General features: G+C 47.1%; 16 protein-coding genes and 1 tRNA gene. 6 read left to right on the plus strand and 11 right to left on the minus strand.

Annotation, left to right across the window (positions count from 1 at the left end; all coding sequences use genetic code 11):
• Positions 1–54 precede the first annotated feature (54 nt).
• From ACXAGX_RS10105 to hemW, 4 genes are all read left to right on the plus strand, one after another.
• Entirely contained in the window at positions 55–2,007 is a 1,953-nt protein-coding gene (locus tag ACXAGX_RS10105) for a RecQ family ATP-dependent DNA helicase (RefSeq protein ID WP_474838077.1), read from the plus strand.
• Between the two features lie 66 nt (positions 2,008–2,073).
• Complete coding sequence (gene srmB, locus ACXAGX_RS10110; protein ID WP_474838079.1) at positions 2,074–3,282, plus strand: ATP-dependent RNA helicase SrmB; 1,209 nt, start codon at positions 2,074–2,076, stop codon at positions 3,280–3,282.
• A gap of 12 nt (positions 3,283–3,294) precedes the next feature.
• Positions 3,295–3,897: an RdgB/HAM1 family non-canonical purine NTP pyrophosphatase gene (rdgB, locus tag ACXAGX_RS10115; protein WP_474817696.1), complete on the plus strand. Its 603-nt coding sequence runs from the start codon at positions 3,295–3,297 to the stop codon at positions 3,895–3,897.
• A complete protein-coding gene (gene hemW, locus ACXAGX_RS10120; protein WP_474838081.1) occupies positions 3,890–5,029 on the plus strand; it encodes a radical SAM family heme chaperone HemW in 1,140 nt (379 codons plus the stop codon). The genes rdgB and hemW overlap by 8 nt, the downstream gene beginning before the upstream one ends.
• Positions 5,030–5,083: 54 nt before the next feature.
• On the opposite strand, the gene ACXAGX_RS10125 is transcribed toward hemW, so the two are convergent.
• The 7 genes from ACXAGX_RS10125 to ACXAGX_RS10155 all read right to left on the minus strand — a co-directional run bounded on the left by ACXAGX_RS10125 (position 5,084) and on the right by ACXAGX_RS10155 (position 11,054).
• On the minus strand, positions 5,084–5,878 hold the full coding sequence (locus ACXAGX_RS10125) for a DUF2884 family protein (RefSeq protein WP_474838083.1): 795 nt from the start codon (positions 5,876–5,878) through the stop codon (positions 5,084–5,086).
• A 95-nt stretch (positions 5,879–5,973) separates the two neighbouring features.
• On the minus strand, positions 5,974–6,480 hold the full coding sequence (locus ACXAGX_RS10130; RefSeq protein ID WP_474838085.1) for an Lcl C-terminal domain-containing protein: 507 nt from the start codon (positions 6,478–6,480) through the stop codon (positions 5,974–5,976).
• A 3-nt stretch (positions 6,481–6,483) separates the two neighbouring features.
• Entirely contained in the window at positions 6,484–8,199 is a 1,716-nt protein-coding gene (locus ACXAGX_RS10135; protein WP_474838087.1) for an Lcl C-terminal domain-containing protein, read from the minus strand.
• Between the two features lie 69 nt (positions 8,200–8,268).
• On the minus strand, positions 8,269–8,742 hold the full coding sequence (locus tag ACXAGX_RS10140; protein WP_474817691.1) for a PAS domain-containing protein: 474 nt from the start codon (positions 8,740–8,742) through the stop codon (positions 8,269–8,271).
• The gene (locus ACXAGX_RS10145) at positions 8,742–9,734 is read right to left on the minus strand and encodes a response regulator (RefSeq protein WP_474817690.1); all 993 of its coding nucleotides are present in this window, start codon (positions 9,732–9,734) and stop codon (positions 8,742–8,744) included. The genes ACXAGX_RS10140 and ACXAGX_RS10145 overlap by 1 nt, the downstream gene beginning before the upstream one ends.
• Positions 9,735–9,933: 199 nt before the next feature.
• The gene (locus tag ACXAGX_RS10150) at positions 9,934–10,683 is read right to left on the minus strand and encodes an LrgB family protein (RefSeq protein WP_474817689.1); all 750 of its coding nucleotides are present in this window, start codon (positions 10,681–10,683) and stop codon (positions 9,934–9,936) included.
• A complete protein-coding gene (locus ACXAGX_RS10155) occupies positions 10,680–11,054 on the minus strand; it encodes a CidA/LrgA family protein (protein WP_474817688.1) in 375 nt (124 codons plus the stop codon). Before ACXAGX_RS10155 ends, ACXAGX_RS10150 begins: the two co-directional genes overlap by 4 nt.
• A 29-nt stretch (positions 11,055–11,083) precedes the next feature.
• On the opposite strand from ACXAGX_RS10155, the gene ACXAGX_RS10160 reads away from it, so the two are divergent.
• The gene (locus tag ACXAGX_RS10160; protein ID WP_474838089.1) at positions 11,084–11,890 is read left to right on the plus strand and encodes a hypothetical protein; all 807 of its coding nucleotides are present in this window, start codon (positions 11,084–11,086) and stop codon (positions 11,888–11,890) included.
• On the opposite strand, the gene ACXAGX_RS10165 is transcribed toward ACXAGX_RS10160, so the two are convergent.
• From ACXAGX_RS10165 to ACXAGX_RS10175, 3 genes are all read right to left on the minus strand, one after another.
• Positions 11,891–12,220 carry a hypothetical protein gene (locus ACXAGX_RS10165; RefSeq protein WP_070127233.1) on the minus strand — a complete coding sequence of 110 codons (330 nt, stop codon included), beginning with the start codon at positions 12,218–12,220 and terminating at the stop codon, positions 11,891–11,893.
• Between the two features lie 107 nt (positions 12,221–12,327).
• On the minus strand, positions 12,328–13,140 hold the full coding sequence (locus ACXAGX_RS10170) for an MbnP family protein (RefSeq protein ID WP_083273190.1): 813 nt from the start codon (positions 13,138–13,140) through the stop codon (positions 12,328–12,330).
• Positions 13,141–13,248: 108 nt separating this feature from the next.
• Positions 13,249–13,449, minus strand: coding sequence for an efflux RND transporter permease subunit (locus tag ACXAGX_RS10175; protein ID WP_474838091.1), 201 nt, complete (start codon positions 13,447–13,449; stop codon positions 13,249–13,251).
• Between the two features lie 298 nt (positions 13,450–13,747).
• Here ACXAGX_RS10175 and ACXAGX_RS10180 point away from each other — a divergent pair.
• Positions 13,748–13,824 (plus strand) — tRNA-Ile (locus ACXAGX_RS10180).
• A 95-nt stretch (positions 13,825–13,919) separates the two neighbouring features.
• Here ACXAGX_RS10180 and ACXAGX_RS10185 read toward each other — a convergent pair.
• Positions 13,920–15,304, minus strand: a 1,385-nt coding sequence (locus tag ACXAGX_RS10185) for a site-specific integrase (protein WP_474838093.1), incomplete at its 5' end; no start/stop codon positions are given.

The raw sequence follows: 15,304 nt of genomic DNA on the forward strand, positions 1-15,304 counted from the left end.
GAAAGTATCTGGTTAACGAGTAACCTAAATTAAAACATATTACTGAATTTTTCGATGCAAAATCTAACACAACAACTTCAGCAGCTTTTCGGCTTTGACGATTTTCGTGAAGGTCAGCAGCAGACCATTGAGCAGCTTTTAGCGGGGCATTCATCGCTGGCGGTATTTCCAACCGGCTCTGGTAAGTCGTTATGTTATCAGTTTACGGCTACTCAATTGCCTCACCTCACACTGGTGATTTCACCGCTGATCGCCCTAATGCACGATCAGTTGGCATTTTTGCGCAGTAAGGGAATTGCCGCGGCCAGCCTGGATTCCACCCTCAGCAAAGATGAAAGTCAGCAAGTGATGCAACAAGCCCGGGATGGCGAGCTCAAAATACTGATGATTTCCGTGGAGCGATTCAAAAATGAACGCTTCCGCCGTTTTATAGAAAATATCCCCATATCCATGCTGGTTGTCGATGAAGCCCATTGTATTTCAGAATGGGGGCACAATTTTCGCCCTGATTACCTTAAACTCCCGCAATATCAACAAGCACTGAATATTCCCCTCGTGCTGCTACTTACCGCCACAGCGATGCGCCGTGTGCAGAAAGACATGGCACAAAAATTCAACATTGGCTTTCAGCATATTGTACAAACAGGATTCTATCGCGCGAATCTCGATATAGACCTGATCCCCGCCCACCACACGAATAAATTAGTGTTGCTAACGCAGGTGCTGAATGAAACGGCCGGTGCTGGTATTGTTTACGTTACTCAGCAAAAAACGGCTGATGAACTCGCGGCTCAACTTCAGGAAGCAAGCTATTCGGCAGCTTCCTATCACGCGGGGTTAGGTAACGACGCGCGAGCAAGTATTCAGAACCGTTTTATGGCAGCTAAAACCCGTATCATCGTGGCAACAATTGCATTTGGCATGGGGATAGATAAATCAGATATCCGCTTTGTGGTGCATTACGACTTGCCCAAATCCATCGAGAACTACAGTCAGGAAATAGGCCGTGCTGGCCGCGATGGTCAACCTAGTCGCTGCGTACTGTTGGCAAGTTTAGATGGGATAAATGTGCTGGAAAACTTTGTCTACGGTGATACCCCTGAAGCGTATGGTATCGATAAGCTTTTAACGGAAATTACCACCAGCGCTGAAAATAATGAATGGGAAACGCAATCTTATTCACTGTCACAAACCACCAACATTCGTGCTTTGCCGCTAAAAACTTTATTAGTGCAGATGGAGTTGGCTGGTGCTATTGAGCCTAAATACAGTTACTACGAAGATGTAAAGGTGAAGTGGCTCGTCGCCCCGGATCAGATTGAAAAAGTGTTGCCCGCAGAGCAGCAACCGCTTTTCAACGCCATTGTCGGCCAGACTAAATTCAAAAAGATTTGGGGCGTGCCGGATTTCGACGGGCTTCACCATCAGGGTTTTGAACGCGGCACTGTGTTGAGCCTGTTAGAGCAACTTGTCGAACACGATTACGCCGAGTTAGAAACGAAAAAGCTCACCGACGTTTATCGCATCGCGCCGGACTTATTGACACCAGAACTAGCGCAAAATCTGCATCAGTATGCCGCCCGTAACGAACAATCTGAAATAGCCCGCATTGCCACCATGCTGCGATTTTTCAATCTCGACCGTTGTCTGAATCACAATCTCGCTTTGTACTTTGGCGACGAACACGCCCCAGAGCGCTGCGGTCACTGCTCAGTTTGCCGCGGGCATTCACTCAGTCTCAGTCGCGAGAACGATAGCGACGACACCAGCGCGATTAAAAACGATATGCAACAAGCGCTTGCGTGGTTGGACGAAAAACTCCCCAAAGCACAAGTTTCTCCTATTTTGCTCACCCGCTTTATGGCAGGACTAACTCAACCGGTGTTTACAAAAATAAAAGCCCGTCAGCAAGCGCTGTTCGGAAAATATGAAGAGACCGCCTATCACGTGTTGCTTCAGTGTTCTCGTTCCATGATGAATGAATCAACAAGCACACTATCGGGATAATTGTTATCAAAAAGCGGCAGTGAGGTGCTACAATACGCCTTTACTTTCGCGACATAAAAACACCGCATGACCTTTGAAGAATTAGAGCTTGATGACAGCCTCTGTCAGGCTGTCACGGAGATGGGTTTCAAAAACCCAACTTCGATTCAGTCTCTCGTGATCCCGCCGGCAATGGACGGCAAAGATATCCTCGCATCCGCCCCTACCGGGACCGGTAAAACGGCGGCATTTTTGCTGCCAGCTTGTCAGTACCTGCTTGATTTCCCACGTCGGGAACCAGGTTCATGCCGAATACTCATTCTCACGCCAACCCGTGAGTTGGCTATTCAGGTTTACGAACAGGCCAAGGCTATTACTCGATACACCGAGCTGGTTTGCGGTGTCATAACCGGGGGTATTAATTACGGTACTGACCGAGAAATTCTAAGTCAAAACCTGGATATTCTGGTCGCTACCCCGGGCCGTCTTTTCGAACATATCGAGAAAGAATCTGCCGACTGCCGCAATATTGAATGTCTGATCCTGGATGAAGCTGACCGCATGCTTGATATGGGCTTTGGTGCTATTGTGGGGCAAATCGCTTCTGAAGCGCGCTGGCGGAAACAGAACATGTTGTTCTCGGCTACCCTTGAAGGCCCGGGCGTTAAGTTCTTCTCAAGAGACATTTTGAATGATCCGGTAGAAGTAGAAGCCAATCCTTCTCGCAAAGAAAAAGCCAAAACCCATCAGTGGTATCACCTTGCAGACGATATGACCCACAAACAGGCCATGCTGGTGCATATTCTGAAAAACGATATCACTAACGCCGTGGTGTTTGTTAAAACCCGAGAGCGCTTACAGGCACTGAAAGATTTCCTCATGTCGGAAAAAATTGAAGTGTGCTGGCTTCAGGGTGAAATGCCACAGGATAAACGCATCGCCGCACTGCAACGGTTTAAATCCGGCGCTGTGCCTGTACTGCTGGCCACTGACGTTGCCGCCCGCGGAATCGATGTACCAAATGTTAGTCACGTCATCAACTTCGATATGCCCCGCAAGGCAGACATTTATGTTCACCGTATTGGTCGGACTGGTCGCGCCGGTGCGAAAGGCACAGCGATTTCACTTATCGAAGCCCACGATTTCGAAATGGTTGGAAAGGTTGAGCGTTATACCGAAGAACCGTTGAAAGCCCGGTTCATCAAAGATTTGCGACCTAAACATAAAGCACCGAAAAATACCGCAAAGAAAAAGGCTAAGAAGAAAAAAGCCGCCACAGCGAAAAAGAAAAAGTAAGGACATTTTGTTATGGCATTTCCAGAAAAAATCGTACTGGCCTCTGGCAATGCCGGTAAGGTAAAAGAATTCGCCCGACTTTTCGCACCGCTCAATGTGACTGTGGTGCCACAAAAAGAATTAGGCGTTAAAGACGTACCAGAAACCGGCACCACGTTTGTCGAAAACGCGATTATTAAAGCCCGCCACGCTGCAAAATGTACAGGCTTACCCGCTATTGCCGATGATTCGGGTTTGGTGGTGAATGCCCTTGATGGTGCGCCAGGTATATATTCAGCCCGGTACGCCGGTGAAGGTGCTGCCGACAGCGATAATATTGAAAAATTGCTTCATGCCTTAGATGGCAACCCAAACCGCCGAGCGCATTTCTTTTGTATGTTAGTTTTTATGCGACATGCAGACGACCCTGTGCCATTGATCAGCGAAGGCTACTGGCACGGCACCATTACCACCGACCAGGCTGGTCATGGTGGGTTTGGCTATGATCCGGTGTTCTATGTGCCATCACACGAATGTACCGCTGCTGAACTCGACAGACAGGTGAAGAATCAAATCAGTCATCGTGGTCAGGCAATGGCGTTCCTATTGGAACAAATGAGACAAACTTTTGCGTAATCCCCCATTAGGCTTGTACATCCACATTCCCTGGTGTGTGCAAAAATGTCCTTATTGTGACTTCAACTCTCACGGGTTGAAGTCTGATCTCCCCCAACAAGAATATGTCAGCCATTTACTCGATGATTTAGCCGTTGATGCCACCCGCGTTGCTGGCCGGGAAGTGACCAGCATATTCATCGGTGGCGGTACACCCAGCCTTTTTGAGCCTACTTTCATTGGCAATTTGCTTGCAGGGGTAAAACAACGTATCGCGCTTTCAGATAACGCTGAAATCACCCTGGAAGCCAACCCTGGCACCGTAGAAGCAGCACGATTCGACGGCTATGCTCAGGCGGGTGTCAATCGTATTTCTATGGGCATTCAGAGCTTTGAAGATAAACATTTAAAAGCCCTCGGAAGAATTCATGATACGACGCAGGCACGCAAGGCCATCGACTTCGCCCGCTCAGCACCGCTGAATAGTTTCAATGTTGATTTAATGCATGGCCTACCTGATCAGAGCATTGAAAACGCATTAAGTGATCTAGCAACCGCTATCGCGCTGTCGCCTGCGCATTTGTCCTGGTATCAGCTTACCATCGAGCCCAACACCCCCTTTTATTCTAAACCTCCAGCACTGCCCGACGACGACATTCTGTGGGAAATACAAGATCAAGGCCATGCAATGCTGACTCAAGCGGGCTATCAGCAATATGAAATTTCGGGATACAGCCAACCCGGTTTTCAATGTCAGCACAATTTGAATTACTGGCGCTTTGGTGATTACTTGGGGATCGGCTGTGGCGCACACGGCAAAATTACCGATATCCGCACCGGCAACATTCACCGTACCGTGAAAGTTAAGCATCCAAGGGGTTATATGGATATTGCGCGCCCCTATCTCGACACAGAGTCAACGGTTGAAAAAGAGGATCTCGCTTTCGAGTTCTTTATGAACCGGTTTCGCTTAGTCGAACCTTGCCCAAAACAGGATTTTACTGATTTTACCGGCCAGGTATTGTCTGCGTCTGAGCGACAGGAGTTAGATAAGGCCATTACGCAAGGCCTGCTGACCGAAACAACGCGTCATTGGCAGGTTACGCCTAAAGGTAGGCGCTATCTAAATTCACTGCTCTCTGCGTTTGTTTGAAGAGGTGTAAATAAAACAGCCCGCTAATGCGGGCTATTTTATTAACTGTAGATTTTAGCCAGACACGATTACGTCGAAAGGCTTTAATGCAACAACGTGCTTGCGAAGTTTATCTTCCAACACGTTTAGTCGTTGGAGCTTGTCACAGAACCATTGCGCTTTGTTGTTAAGCGACGCAGGGCTGGTTTCCAGGTCAAGATGCTCCCCTACCGCTTCGAGCTGTCGGGTAATCGCCTCTACCCGCTCATCACTCAGCTCTACTCGAGATTCGTCCATGCCCGCAATTGCAGACAAGATACCGCCAATTGACATTGAAATGGCTTCTTCCAGCTCCGCCTCTATTCCGCTATCGACAAAATTGTCCACGCTCTCTAATGATCCCGGCCCGATAAAATAGTGGTCGCTCGCATGGCGAAATTTATCCTTCACACGATTACGTACTCGCTTCATGGCACTTTGCAGCTTTTCGTAGCTGTCATGGTCTGCGCCCACCAGCCCTTGATACACGTTGTCAACGGTATCCGCGGCCAGATCAACGCCTTCGGTGGCCAGAATAATCATTTTCGGCACAACATAATGCAGGCCACGGGAATATTCTCGTAACCAACGACGCTGTTGCACAGAAAGATCCTGCCAGCGCCCTTTAACGAATAGCTGCTCCTGATCGTTGATCTGAATGATAGTTCGGTTATTGTCGAGGATTCGGAGTTGATGTTCATTCACCACCAAACCATACGCAAAGTCGATATCGCACGAATTTCCCGCAGATGCGAAAAATGGGATCGTCGCTAAAAAGACAAGCGTATTTCTGACTACATTGATGAGATTTCGCATTTTCATGCGTTGCATTGTGGACGGCTTAGGGGCAAATAAAAAGTCGCGACAAGCTCAACAGACTAAAATTCAGGTTGAATATATCGCGACTTGAAAGAAGCAGATAGACGCTAATCGACACTCGTTCGCACAAGTCTTACGTAAATAAATCGATCTTTTTCTTTGATTGAATGGCTCGCATTGAAAAACGCCACAACCCAGGAGCGAAGTGGGTCTTGCAAAGACGGCGTTGAAGTCCAGAAATCATCTGGTGGCGTGTTGGGAAACACCGTTTCGTTGATAGCAGGACGTACACACTCACGTTCAGTGATAGTAGTCAGCTCTTTGATATTGGGTAAACGCCACCCCGCTAGCAAGGTAGCATCGGCCTCTTGCGCAGCAATAAGCGCTTCTTGCCAATTGTATTTTACCGCCGTGCCAGTGCACGTTGTGCCATTCCAGGTTTGCCCAAGTGCACAACGCTGCCAAATTAGGTTACTTGGCGTGTGAAGTACCTCGCCGTCACCCAAATCTTCAAATTCATCGTCACCTGCCGTTTTAATGCCTGAACCCAGACAAGTTTGCGCCGCCACGGATGCGGTTAAAAACCACAAAAATAAAGCCACCAGTACTTTCATCTTTTACCTCCCCGCTCTGACCAAGCGCACGCTGCCTGGCGTGGCTTTGTTCAAAAAGTTATCCAGGCCAGAGGCAAAATCCAGCGCCCATGCATTCTGAGCCGCATCTTCGGCAACACCATCAGCACTAGGGATTCGAGTCCAGTACCAAAGCCGACCATCACCGTCTACCGTACCCGAGTTAGGGAAATAGTCATCATCAATCCTTACACCGCTAGCAAGACCAAAATGTATCAGCGACATCATTTCTTCGTAAGTCGGCATTCGCCAGTCATAAAATCCGCACAAACCCACCGCGTTGACGGCACTCACATACGCAGTGGTGTTACAGCTTGTGAGAGTGCAGCTTGCATCAGTACCTGACTGAACGCCCTGATATCCGCCGTTTTCATCGAAGAAGAACCAGGTGTAGGTATGGTTGGCATCGCGCACGCCTCCGTCTGTGGTTTTCTTTTCCCATACCAGCCCGGTGACATTATCACGCACGCAGTCCCAAGCTTGAGCGGTATCGTCTTCTTCGTCACCGTTGGCATTTAATTTGGTAAAGTCAAAGCCAGCCTTACCACGGCCTGCTTTTTCCAATAAATTGGCAGCATGAATCACATCACTGCCTCGTTGACCATCTTGCCCTGGAAATGCGTTTTGTTGTGTATTCGCATAGGCTGTATTGTTGGCCTGTACCGTGACTCCAGTATCGTTGATCAGCGGTACCGGATAAGGACGCACCGTAATGTCTACCTCATCGGTAACAACATGCCCGTAGGCATCGGTTACGCTGAGCATATAAGTAAACACGGTTTCGTTTTGTACCTGAGGTGCAACGGCATAGGTAGAGAGTGAAGATGGGCTTACCACACCATCCAACGTGCCATCCCACTCGCTAATGAGCGGTAGCCCGGAAGCGACCGTGGTGGTGGCAGTGCCATTCAACACCACGCGTTCACCGCTAAACACGGCTTGATCAGCCCCCGCTTCTACCAGAGGTAAGGTCTGACTTTCTGACAACGTATTTAACGAAAGTGTAGCGGTATCAGTGGTACCTTCCGCATCGGTTACGGTGAGGGTGAATGTGAGCGTTTGTGCTTCAGCTTCAACCGGCATGGTAATAGTGAGTGTTGAAGCATCTGTGGTGACATCGTTCAACACACTGTTGCCGGCGGTCTGTTGCCACTCCCAGGCAGCAATGGGGTTGTCGGAATCGGGGGCATCGTCGTCAATACTGGCTCTACCATTCAGCGTCACACTGCGCCCCGCAGAATAAGTATTGGCAGGCTGCCCCTCTTCCTGCTCAGCTTCAATAACGGCAACAGGTGCAATGTTCTGTGGCCGCACGAGAATATTGAGGGTATCAGTATCACTATTTCCGCTGGAATTGGTGACCACCACAGTGATGACAAATGCCGTATCTGTGGTCACTGCAGGCGCGGTGAACTCGGCTTCTGAGGTAGAATTGTCTGCCTGGGTTATAGTGGCAGCAGGCGATGCACTCCAACGCCAGGTTGCACCGTCAGTATTGCCTGTAACACTGCCTGAAAGCGTAGACGTAGCACCTTCAAGCATTTCAATATCTGCACCGGCATTAACATACAAGGCATTAGGAGACGCATTGCCGCCAGTGTCACCATCGTCGCCGCCTCCTCCGCCACCGCAGCCGAACAGCAGAAATGATGCACTTAACATCAGAAGAACTTTTACCGCAAAAAACTGAATTCTCACCATTACATGCTCCAAACGAAGGCATTCAAATTCGCCAACTTTATAACGACGTATCAGGTAAACGCTTTTTTGCTAGGCTCTTTCTTCCGTACTGACCTGTAAGGCTTCGAGTTGCTTTTTTCCAGAAGCGATATCCGTCATGTCATATACCATGACACTGATAAAATCCGTTTTTCCGTTAGCAGAGGTCAATGGCGCTAAAGTTACGTTTTGATACATATAAAGCTCATTGCCTGTAATCGGCCGATAGTTGTGAAACTTGAATAAATAGGGGCGTTGCTCCCAGGTCATGAACGCCCGCGTATTGAGTTCGAACACGGGTTTGCACTTTTTAGTAAACCACTTCTCTTCAACGTTAGGAAAAATGCTAAAAAGGGTTTTATCACGCACCTCACTGGGAAGCAGGCCGCTGTGACTTTCCATAAAACCGTTCCAAACCTGTATGCGGAAATGCTTATCAAGCACCACAATGCCCACATCTACACTCTGGAGCATATCCATCATCCAGTGGAACGACTGCATTTGCTCTAATTCGGTATCCTGCATTACATGTCCTCTAGTAAATGCGCCAGTTTGGCATTCATAGTCTGCATGGAGTCTTCAGTAAACAGGATTAGCAAGTCACATCGCACGTTGTATCCTTCTAGACCGTAGCTTAGCTCGATTGCCAAGGTACGTTTCCACTTGACCTGGTTCGTTTTTATGATTTCACTGATGGCCCTGTGCTGACCCAGAACAATGGGTTGGCCCTGTGCAAAAGTCACGTCCATCTGTTGTGCTAATCCGGTGAGGCAGGTACCTATAAGAATACTGGCCGCGTCCATGAGTAATTCCAGTTGCAGTTGATCGTCCACTTCTTCCTGTACATCGAGAATTTTCGCAACGTCACCAAAGCTAGAATCGCTAAGAATACAAAGTACTTCTCCGCGGATCCCAGAGCCAATAAAACCTTGGCATACCGCTGTTACTTGCTCTTGGGAATCGATATCAGACAACATCATGCGCATCTCAGAGGCTTCTATCAGATTCACATTGGGTATAGGCAGGTGAACAAAAACATTCATGGTACGGGCCAGGTGATCACCCGCACGTCCCATGGCAATGTTGGTGATTTCCTGATAACAATCGCGGATGTCGGGATCTAATTCAACCGTCTCTTCAACGGGCGCTTCACTTTCCATCAACTGATGTTTAATCAGCACTTGTTCAAGAGTAGTAGGATCAACGGGTTTGCGAATAAATTCAACGGCACCGAGCTTGGTTACGCGCTCGTGAGCTTCAGGCTGTACATCCCCTGAAATAACGACCACCTTAGTCTGCAAATTTTCATCGCGAATGGCCTGTAAGGTTTCGTAGCCATCCATCACTGGCATGTTAAGGTCGAGTAGAAGCAGTTGCCCTTTGCCTTGCCGTAAAAGTTCTACGGCTTCTTTGCCGTGTTTGGCAAAGTGAATCGCCACTTCCCAGTCTGGGGGCAAACACTTGGCAACCTGCTTTCGTGCAACCATTGAGTCGTCACAAACCAATACCGATATCATGTGAAAAGGTAACCTTCCTATAGCCGTTACAGAGATGAATGCCGCTTAAAATAAACACAAAACGCTGCAAAAATACGCAGAAATCTAATGAATATACGGTGTCCGTCAACCTATTAACTAATAGCAGGATTCCAGAAAAAAGCCATTGCACTTATGTTTAAATCTGCAGAACATTCGCCCTTAAACGAACCAGGATAATTCAGGAAATCGAGGAAAACAGTAATGGTAAAATAATCGCCGTCATTATACCGTTCAAACACAATCCTAATGTAGCCAGTGCACCGGTTCGCTCGCTCATTTGCAGCGCTTTCGCCGTTCCTACTGCGTGGCAAACCGCTCCGAGCGCCATCCCCTGAGCCTGTGGCAAAGTAACATTTAACAGCTTATACATAACTGGCGCGATTACCGCACCAACGATACCGGTAGCAATGACGAAAACCGCAGCGAGTGCTGGAATGCCGCCAATATGCGCGGTCGCTTCCATAGCGAGTGGTGTGGTTATCGATTTTGCCAGCATAGTCATTTGCAATGCAGTAGGCGCATCGAAGTACCATACAGTGAACCAAGCGGTAAGCGGAGCAATAACACCGGCAATAAAAACAGAGGCAACTAACCGCCAACCAAGTTCACGTATTTTTTCCCACTGCGCATACATCGGGATAGCCAGCGCGACGGTTGCCGGTCCAAGCAGCCAATGTACTAGTCCGGCGAATTGCTGATACCCCCTCGCACTGGTTCCAGACACCATTAACATCGCGCCCACGAGAACGGCTGTTACCAAAACCGGGTTTGCGAGAGGATTACCTTTCGTTCGACGTCCAATATTTAACGCTAGCAGATAAGCGATTACCGTAAGTGATATCCATAATCCTCCCTGCCAGGAAAACGATAACTCCGTCAGGCTTACAATGGATTTTGCCCAGTCATCAAAGGCTTCTGTAATCGTCACGAATCATCCCTTACCACAACAGATTGCAAGATTTTTTGTGCAATCCAAGCCGCAATTCCAAGACTAACTGCCGTACTGACAATGATAGCTAGCGCAATACCTGTGATATTTTCACTGATCTCTTGCCAATACACACCCACACCCAAAACTGCCGGCACAAACAGCATTGCCATGTGCTTGAGAATAGGCTTACCTCCAGCAAGCAACAACATAGGGGTCTTACGACGAAAAAATTGCCATGCTAACAACATCAGTAAGCCCATCAATGTGCCCGGTAGCGGAATTGAGGCCACGCGAACCAGTATTTCTCCAGAGAAATAGAAAACGCAGATAAGGCTGAAACCCATCAAAAAACGAAAGAGAAGAGACATGTGAGCCCAAGAACGAAATAGAGAGCCCAGTGTATCTGAGAGCAGGCTTGGGGCTCAACCGACCATGGTCTTATAAGTGCATACCAAAAGCTGCTATTTCTGATATATTTATCATCACTCAACGTAATAACAGGGAAGTTATGCGGACTGCAGCGTTTTATAACGATATTAAGGACAGTATACGCCCGGGCGATCTCATCGCTTTTGGCGGCAATAGCCTGTTCTCCAAATGGGCTAAGCTCACGACACGCTCCAATGTAACTCACGTTGGGGCTATCACACACTGTCACACATGCCCAAATACCAATAGCCTCTTGCATCATGATGTTTTCGAAGCCACAGTGAGAAACAAAAAACGGGGAGTGATGGTCACCCCTCTTCATAAAAGACTGGATGAGTATGAAGGTGACATTTGGTGGCTGCCACTCCACCGTTCACCTCGTTCGCGCTTTTTAAACGCTTTACACGCCATGCAAGATTTCATCGATTCTGAAAGCGGCAGAAATTACGATATATGGCAACTTTTCGCCTCTACTGTGGATTTCTTTGACAACCACCCCTGGCTTTGGCGATTAACTCGCAATCTCAAATGTGAGCATGAGTGGTTCTGCTCAGAACTAATTGCCGAACTGTACAATCGTACAGGCGTAATAAAGCAGGTATGTGCAGCGGAAACCACACCGATTGACTTGTGTAGATTTAAAATTTTCCAGCATGGGTACGTGCAGTTGAAAGGGGAAGAAAAAGAAATACGAAGGTTTAATTCGTTTTTGCCCGATAACTGGGGGCAATGGCTCACCGAAGATGATGAGCCCGTTGATAAGCTTATTCGCTAATTAAAAAGCGCTGTCCTGATGGACTTTAATAAACATCTGCGTTTCAGCTTTGCTGTAATCGATTTTATATTCTTTGCCGTTCAACGTTTGAATAAACACCAATGTTTTTTCATCGCCAAAGATATCACCGGAAGTAAGATCAACCAGTTCCATATCCATCATTTTAGCTTCGCGCTTGTTATCAGGAATTTTTCCCTCATAGCGCTTAATACCTTTGTGAGTGACAATCACCGGTGGATTGTCGTCGCCGTTCACGACAAGCAGGTCAAATTTTCGAACTTTATGTATCAGCGTATTACGACCGCTTACCAGGTAAGGCTTCTCAGTCATTATTGTCTCCGTGCTGGCAGGATAATTTAAACTAAAAGAAAGATAGCAAACAAAACAGATGCTTGCACTACAACACCCTTTTTATTCGCAGGGTTTTGTTCATACGGTCAGGATTTCAGATATACCTTATCTGGTGCATCCCACTTAAGCCAATCCCTACCTGTAAGATTTTTCATCACTTTTTTACAGCTCTCGTCAGGGGCTTTCGCCATATTGCATTCTGCGACTTTATCTAAGTCTACTCTAAATAAAATTTGTTGTAGCTTGGCCAGCAAATTTAAGTCAGAAACATTCTGCGCCATAGGTAAGGTAACGGTAACGCGATTAGGTTTTGCACACGCAGATGGTGTGGTTTCTGGGGTACTGCCGTTGCAGCCGCCACTTGCCAGAAGAAAAGACCAAATTGATGATGGTTCCCGGGTATTTTGCAGTTCAACTCTGAAAAAATTGTGCCCGATATTAACTGACTGAAACATAGTTGGCTTATCAAGAGGCGCTACCTGATCAGCTTGCGCAGTATGATTTTCACCGAAATCTAGCCCCAGAGTCAGACGTAACTCAGTTACCCGGTCGAGTAACGCCTCATTGATATCCAGCATGATGTGATCGCGGTTTTGCTTATCGTCACAGGCGTTCTGAAAATGCATAAAAGCCACATCTTTCGATTGCCAGTCATTCACTTTAAAATCCAACGGGATCCAACGCCCTTCGACTTTCACTTCCGGATTGCTCAAATAGAACGCGAGGTAATTTACTTTCCAGGATGTTTTATCAACTGTTACCTCATAGGCACAATCTTCACCTCGGGTTAAGTCGGTAAATGTAACAGGGATATCGCCGGGAGCGCGATCATTGCCGAAAAAGCCGCAGCCAGAAAGCAATGCGATAGCCGGAACAAAGCAACACCATTTCAAGTTCATAGGTATCAAATTCAACTGGGTAAAAAACTAAAGTAAGTGTGAGGCGCGTGACAGGTTACAGTCAATACAGCCTAGACTAACGGGGCAAAGAATCAGTTACTTGGAGAATCATGCTGTAATCCGCACCGCCATTTCATCAGGCGGCAGCCCACGCCATTGCCATGCAACGGCAATAACGGGAATATCTACGTTAGGGAAAATATCCGTTGGCGTGCGCAAGGCAGACAACGGGCCAAGAATAAGAATGAGCAATGCCAGCACAACAAACGTGTAGGGCTTACTCAAAGCGATGCGGACGAGCGCGAGCATACATTTATCTTATTTGTGAATAATGAAGTTTAATTTATCACCTGGGTACAGGAATGATTAGAGGTCATAACTTGCATAGACTTATTAGAAAAACAGATTAATAATGCGGCTAATGCGTAAATCTCATTCATAGCGGAAAGACTTAATAAGAGTCCTGGTGATAACGGCAATATAAAGAAATGCTGTTTATTTACTCGCCGATTGAACGATGATGCATGAATTCAGGGATGACTTTGGCGAAGAAGATGCATATACTACGCGGCAATCTTAGCTTGCCGCCCGGCAGGCCAGTTCGGAAGGCCCTATAGCTCAGTTGGTTAGAGCACACGACTCATAATCGTTAGGTCCCTGGTTCGAGTCCAGGTGGGGCCACCATCATTTCCTCCTTAGCCCTTTAAATACAAGGGATGCAGGATAAGAGCAGCACTTTTTTACAACTTTTTTTACACCCGCATAAGCTATCATTCGTTTTACTTCCTGTCTATCAGGCCACTAATAACCTGCTTTAATTCGGTGTGTTCAGCGAAGATTTTATCCATCATTTTGTCTTTAAGCTGGCACAAAGTAGGCACAGATAAATCACCGTAAGCACTTCCCACCTCGTCCGGCTGACGGCCTAAGCATTTTTCTTTTTGAGCATCCGTTGCCCCGATTAGCTTCAGTTGCTTCTCAACAATGTCTCTGATGCGATGAAAGGTAAAGTCACAGATTTCTTTTCGGGCATAATGATTTGAACAGTCAGAGGCGTAATTTTCTATTACTATCGCTTTAATTCTGTTAAATTTTTTCCTTATCTGGCTATCAGGCTTCTTTGGGCTGTGCACACTCTCAAACATTAACAGCGGCATTCCAGACTGATCTTTTGCTACCCTACTATTTGCCCGCTGCCTTGTAAGCTCAGCACTTAATAGTTTGACTAGCTCAAGCGGGATGGGATGTGCAACATAATTACGTGATTTACTCATGTGCGCAGGGACTTCGATTACTTGCTTGTTCGTGTCCACCCTGCTCCACTCTATCTTTGTTGTGGCGGCAAACCGAGTAGATGCCATCAACTGGATTAGCAGATGATAAGCCACATCATAAGCTCCTTGCTTGTATGCTGTGACAATGTACCTGGACAGTGTGGACAGTTGGGGAATAACTTTATCAGATTTATCCGCTCTGGAACGCTCACCTTTAGCAACTAGTTGGTGAACGTCAATTTGTACTGATATACAACCACGAGCTTTTGTAATGGCTGCATTAATAATCTTTATTAATTCATTTCTGTCGGAATCTGCACGATCCGGAACAGAAACATCTAAAAAATCTTTTTTAAACGATTCCACACAATAGGACGATAAGAGCCTGTCGCCCTTCTCACCTGAGAAATATCGCTCGCGCATCCTGTTTAACTTAATGTTTCGATCTCTGCTTGAACCTTCTCCATAGAAGTCAAATAAGTGATTGAATGTTTTTATATTGCGAGCGATGCCATTTAACAAATACAACCTATCCTTCCAGAACATACCTGCGCTTCTTCGTTCTGTAATACGTTTAAAGACTTGCAGAATAGTTTCAGCATCATTTTCCATAAACAGATAATCCGCTGGATACTCGACTAGTTTGAAGTACTCACCATACTTATTTTCTCTGAACTGAAGAACCATTTTTTTCTTGCCCGCTCGAATAGACATTCCACGAAGCTGAGGTATCACCCTGGTTTTCCCTAAAGTATGAGGACCTCTTAAAAAATCAAGAACATTAGCCCGGCGCTGCCCTTCTGGCTCTGGCTCTGGCTCTGGCTCTGGCTCTGGCTCTGGCTCTGGCTCTGGCTCTGGCTCTGGCTCTGGCTCTGGCTCTGGCTCTGGCT

The sequence above is a fragment of the Alteromonas sp. ABV4_515 genome, from assembly GCF_056160345.1.